This window comes from Vibrio sp. ZF57 (assembly GCF_001691235.1).
Lineage (GTDB): Bacteria > Pseudomonadota > Gammaproteobacteria > Enterobacterales > Vibrionaceae > Vibrio > Vibrio crassostreae_C.
The window spans coordinates 1-6,580 of the sequence record NZ_MAKD01000026.1 but is presented as its reverse complement, the minus strand read 5'-3'; the positions used below and the strand labels follow the sequence as shown (position 1 = coordinate 6,580).

At 46.0% G+C, this 6,580-nt stretch carries 1 pseudogene; it reads left to right on the top strand.

Annotation, left to right across the window (positions count from 1 at the left end):
• Nucleotides 1-6,580: pseudogene (locus A6D97_RS03475) on the top strand (hypothetical protein); the annotation flags it as partial.

Genomic DNA, 6,580 nt, shown 5'->3' with positions numbered 1-6,580 from the left:
TTGCGGTTGAGATAAAAGAAGACTCTGCTATTCAGGGCACTTACATCGGTTTTATTACCAACGCTTCTGGCTCTGAAATCCCAGTATTCACCATTAGTTTCTCTGCTACTACGTTAGGTGAATACACCTTTACCTTACTTGAAGCGCTAGACCATGTGGATGGCCGAGATAAAAACGATTTAAGCTTTGAGCTTCCTGTTTATGCGCTAGACAGCGATGGCGATGACTCATTGGTGTCTCAGCTTAATGTGACTATTGGTGATGACGTTCAAATCATGCAAGACGGTACGTTAGATATCATCGAGCCAAATCTTGCTGACGGCACTGTAACAACCAACACCATTGACGTGATGCCCGATCAAAGTGCAGATGGCGCGACCATCACTCAGTTCAATTATGACGGTGTCGTAAATACACTGGATCAAAGTATTTCAGGCGAGCAGCAGTTTAACTTCGCAGAAGGTCGCTTGTTCATCACCCTTGAAGGTGAAATGCGTTTCGAGCCAAACCGTAACCTAGACCACTCTGCGAGCGAAGACATCGTGAAGTCGATTGTGGTGACTTCAAGTGACTTCGATAACGATTCTCTGACTTCTACCGTAACGCTGACGATTACTGATGGTGATAACCCTACGATTGACGTTATTCCAAGCGTAACCCTTTCTGAAACAAATCTGACTGATGGCTCCGCTCCTAGTGGCAGCGCGGTGAGCTCCACTCAAACCATCACATTTACCAACCAAAGTGATGATGTGGTTCGTTTCCGAATTGAACCAACGGAATTCAATACTAACGATGATCTTAAATCGAACGGTTTAGCCGTTGAGTTACGTGAAGAGCCGACAGGGTCGGGTGACTACATTGGTTTTACTACTAGTGCGACGAATGTCGAAACCACGGTATTTACGCTGAGTTTTTCTAGCACCATATTAGGTGAATACACGTTCACACTCATTGAAGCGTTGGACCATCAAGATGCCCGTGGTAACAACGAGCTCAGCTTTTATCTGCCTGTTTATGCGGTAGACAGTGACGGCGATGATTCACTGATGTCTCCGTTAAATGTCACTATCGGTGATGATGTTCAAATCATGCAAGATATTGCGTTAGATATCGTCGAGCCCAATCTTGCAGATGGTACGGTAACAACTAACACCATTGATGTGATGCCAAATCAGAGTGCTGATGGCGCGACGATCACTCAGTTTACTTATGACGGTCAACTACGAACCCTTGATCAGAATGACAATGGTGAACAGCAATTCAGTTTTACTGAAGGCGAACTATTCATCACGCTTCAAGGCGAAGTGCGCTTTGAGCCCAACCGCAATCTCGACCACACGCTGAACGAAGACATTGTGAAATCAATCGTGGTGACATCTAGTGACTCCGATAACGATGTGCTTACCTCAACCGTCACGCTGACCATTACCGATGGTGATATTCCGACCATTGATAATGTGCCAACTGTGAACTTGTCGGAAACCAATCTGAGTGATGGCTCTGCACCAAGCGGTAGCGCGGTTAGCTCAACTCAAACTATTACTTACACCACTCAAAGTGATGATGTGACCAGCTTCCGTATTGAACCGACTGAGTTCAATTTTGGCGGCACTCTCACATCAAACGGATTAGCTGTCGAGCTGAAAGCTGACCCAACCACACCGGGCGGCTACATCGGTTATGTTACTGATGGTTCGAATGTTGAAACCAATGTGTTCACGATTAGTTTCTCGGATACCAATTTAGGTCAATACACCTTCACCTTACTTGAAGCACTAGACCATGTAGATGGCCTCGCAAATAATAATTTGAGTTTCGACTTACCGGTTTACGCGGTCGATAGCGATGGCGATGACTCGTTGGTGTCTCAACTTAACGTGACCATTGGTGATGATGTTCAAATCATGCAAGGTGGTACGTTAGATATCACTGAACCAAATCTTGCAGACGGCACAGTGACAACCAATACCATCGATGTGATGCCAGAACAAAGTGCCGATGGTGCGACGATCACTCAGTTTACGTATGACGGTCAAGTTCGAACACTGGATCAAACGGACACAGGTGAGCAGCAATTTAGCTTCACAGAGGGTGAGTTGTTCATCACTCTTGAAGGTGAAGTACGCTTCGAACCAAATCGCAATCTAGACCACACGGTTAGCGAAGATATCGTCAAGTCGATAGTGGTGACCTCAAGCGATTTAGATAACGATGTGGTGACGTCAACGGTCACTCTGACCATTACTGACGGTGATATCCCAACCATTGATGCGGTGCCAAGTGTCACTTTCTCTGAAACGAATCTTGCAGATGGTTCTTCACCAAGCGGCAGTGCAGTAAGCCAAACAGAGACGATTACCTTCACCAATCAAAGTGATGATGTTGCGAGTTTCCGTATTGAGCCAACCGAGTTCAATGTGGGCGGTGCACTGAAATCGAATGGATTTGCGGTCGAGATAAAAGAAGATTCGGCTAATCCGGGGACTTACATCGGTTTTATTACTAATGGCTCGAACGCTGAAGTTCCTGTATTCACGATTACTTTCTCTACAAGTACTTTGGGTGAATACACCTTTACCTTACTTGAAGCGTTAGACCATGCGGATGGTTTAGATAATAACGATCTGAGCTTCGATCTACCTGTTTATGCGGTTGACACAGACGGCGATGATTCATTGGTTTCGCAACTGAATGTGACCATCGGTGATGATGTTCAAATCATGCAAGACGGTACGTTAGATATCACTGAGCCAAATCTGGCTGATGGTACGATCACAAGCAACACTATTGATGTGATGCCAAATCAGAGTGCGGATGGTGCGACGATCACTCAGTTCACTTATGACGGTCAACTACGAACACTTGATCCGAAGGACACTGGTGAACAGCTGTTCAGCTTCACTGAAGGTGAGCTTTATATCACCCTTGAAGGGGAAGTGCGCTTTGAACCTAATCGCGATCTAGACCACTCAGTTAGTGAAGATATCGTGAAGTCGATTGTCGTGACTTCAAGCGATTTTGATAACGACCCGGTGACTTCAGCCATTACGCTGACCATTACTGATGGTGACAATCCGACTATCGATTCGGTACCGAGCGTTGTACTTGAAGAAGCTGATTTAACTGATGGCTCATCGCCAAGTGGCAGCGCGGTTAGTCAAACGGAAACCATCACTTTCACTAATCAAAGTGACGATGTTGAGAAATTCCGTCTAGAACCAAGTGAATTTAATACTAACAACGCGCTCAAGTCCGATGGCTTGATCATTGAGATTCGAGAGGAACCAACAGGATCAGGCAATTATATTGGTTTCACGACCGATATTTCGAATGTCGAAACCACTGTGTTTACACTCGATTTCAGCAGTACTAATTTGGGTGAATACACCTTTACGCTTATCGAAGCGATTGACCACACGCCGATTCAAGGCAATAACGACCTCACATTCAACTTGCCTGTTTACGCCGTCGATAGCGACGGTGACGACTCTCTGATGTCTCCGTTGGCGGTGACGATCACCGATGACGTTCAAGTGATGGTCAATAGCTCACTCGATATTGAAGAGCCAACGGTCTCGGATTTAGCGGCAGGTACGCCGACCACGACAACGGTTAATGTTCTTGATGAAGAAGGCGCTGATGGAACGACCATTACTCAGTTGACCTACGATGGTGGAGCGGTACTAACACTTGACCAAAGCGATACGGGTGAACAGAAATTTGATGTTCCTGAGGGTTCGCTGTATATCACCCTACAGGGCGACGTGCGTTTCGAGCCTAATCGCAATCTCGACCACACAGGTGGAGACATTGTTAAATCGATAGTGGTGACCTCAAGTGATTCTGATAACGATCTTGTTTCCTCAACGGTTACGCTGACCATTACCGATGGCGATATTCCAACGATTGATAATGTACCAAGTGTTACGCTATCTGAATCCAACCTGAGTGATGGCTCTACTCCAAGCGGCAGTGCGGTCAGTCAAACTGAGACGATTACCTTCACCAACCAAAGTGATGATGTGACGAGTTTCCGTATTGAACCTACTGAGTTCAATATTGGCGGCCTTCTAAAATCGAATGGACTGACGGTTGAGTTGAAAGTCGACCCAAGTACGCCGGGTGGCTACATCGGCTTTGTGACGACGGCGCCTAATGTTGAAACGAACGTGTTCACGATTAGTTTTTCGGATACCAATATCGGTCAATACACCTTCACACTGTTGGAAGCGTTAGATCACGTTGATGGGCTAGGAAATAACAACCTAAGCTTTGACCTGCCGGTTTACGCTGTTGATAAAGATGGTGATGATTCACTGGTGTCTCAACTCAATGTGACTATCGGTGATGATGTCCAAATCATGCAAAACGGCACATTAGATATCGTTGAACCGAATGTTGCTGATTTGGCTGGTGGTACTGTAACGACCAATACCATCGATGTGATGCCAACGCAAAGTGCTGACGGCGCGACAATCATTCAGTTCACCTACGATGGTCAACTTCGAACACTTGATCAAACTGACAATGGCGAGCAAAAGTTCAGCTTCACGGAAGGAGAGTTATTCATTACTCTTCAAGGTGAAGTGCGTTTTGAGCCAAATCGTAATTTAGACCACACAAGTGACTTCAAGCGACTTCGATAACGATCCGGTGACTTCAACCATTACGCTGACCATTACTGATGGTGACAATCCGACTATTGATGCGGTGCCGAGCGTATCACTTAAAGAAGCGGATCTCGCTGATGGCTCATTGCCAAGTGGTAGTGCGGTTAGCCAAACGGAAACCATCTCATTCACGAATCAAAGCGATGATGTTGAGAAATTCCGTTTAGAGCCTAGTGAGTTTAATAGTGATGACTCATTGAAATCCGATGGTCTGCCAATTGATCTGAAAGAAGATCCTGCAGGCTCAGGTAACTATGTTGGTTTTACAACTAGTGCCTCTAATGTAGAAACACAGATTTTCACATTAAGCTTTAGCGCTGCGACTCTGGGGCAATATACTTTTACGCTGTTGGAGAATATCGACCACGAGGATGGTCGTGGCAATAACGACTTCACGTTCGAACTACCAGTTTACGCGGTTGATACCGACGGTGATGACTCGTTAATGTCACCGCTATCGGTAACGATTACTGATGATGTTCAAGTGATGGTGAGTGGTTCGCTTAGTATCGAAGAGCCTACTGTTGCCGACTTGTCTGCAGGTACGCCAGCGACATCCGTTTTCGATGTATTAACATCCGCAAGTGCCGATGGCGCGAGTGTGACTCAATTTACCTATGACGGCACCGCTTACTCTCTAGACCCGAATGATGCGACCGAGCAAGAGTTTACCTTCACCGAAGGCTCACTGTTTATTACGACTCAAGGGGAAGTGCGCTTTGAGCCGAACCGAGATTTAGACCACTCAGCAGGCGATATTGTTAAAAATATCGTTGTGACATCAAGCGATGGCGATGATGACGTTCTTACCTCGACAGTGACGCTTACGATTACGGACGGCGATGTCCCAACCATAGATGTCATTCCACCAATCTCACTATCTGAAACGAATCTAACCGATGGCTCTGATCCGTCGAATTCTGCGGTCAGTGACACCAAAGTCATTCAGTTTACTCATGAAAGTGACGATATTGAGTCGTTCCGTATCGAGCCAACAGAGTTCAATACTCTAGGTACGTTAACGTCAAACAACTTGGCGGTTCAGCTAAAAGAAGATCCTAACAGTGCTGGCGATTACATCGGTTTTGTTAAAGACGCGTCGGATGTTGAAACCAACGTCTTTACCGTTACCTTCTCTGGTACAAATCTAGGTCAATACACATTTACGTTACTTGAAGCGCTTGACCACGAAGATGGTCTGGTGAATAACAGTTTGAGCTTTGACCTGCCTGTTTATGCAGTAGACAGCGATGGCGATGATTCTTTGGTTTCTCAGTTAAATGTAACCATCGGTGATGATGTTCAAATCATGCAGGATGGTACGTTAGATATCACTGAGCCAAATCTTGCAGACGGCACAATCACAACCAGTACCATTGATGTGATGCCAGAGCAGAGTGCTGATGGCGCGACCATTACTGAGTTTACTTACGATGGTGGGACTCCACTGACGCTTAACCAAGCTGATACCGGTGAGCAAGAGTTTATCTTCACTGAAGGCTCTCTGTTTATCACACTTGAAGGTGAAGTACGCTTCGAACCAAACCGCAATCTAGACCACACGGTTAGCGAAGACATCGTCAAATCGATTGTCGTGACCTCAAGCGATGGCGATGTGGATGTTGAAACGGCGACGGTTGTTCTGACCATTACCGATGGTGATATTCCAACCATCGAATCCGTACCAAGCGTGACGCTATCAGAAACACAACTTTCTGATGGCTCGACACCAAGCGGCAGTGCGGTGAGTCAAACCGAGACTATCTCGTTTACCAACCAAAGTGATGATGTTGAGAAGTTCCGAATCGAACCAACTGAGTTCAATGTGGGTGGTGCGTTAACGTCGAACAACATTGCGGTTGAGATAAAAGAAGACTCTGCTATTCAGGGCACTTACATCGGTTTTA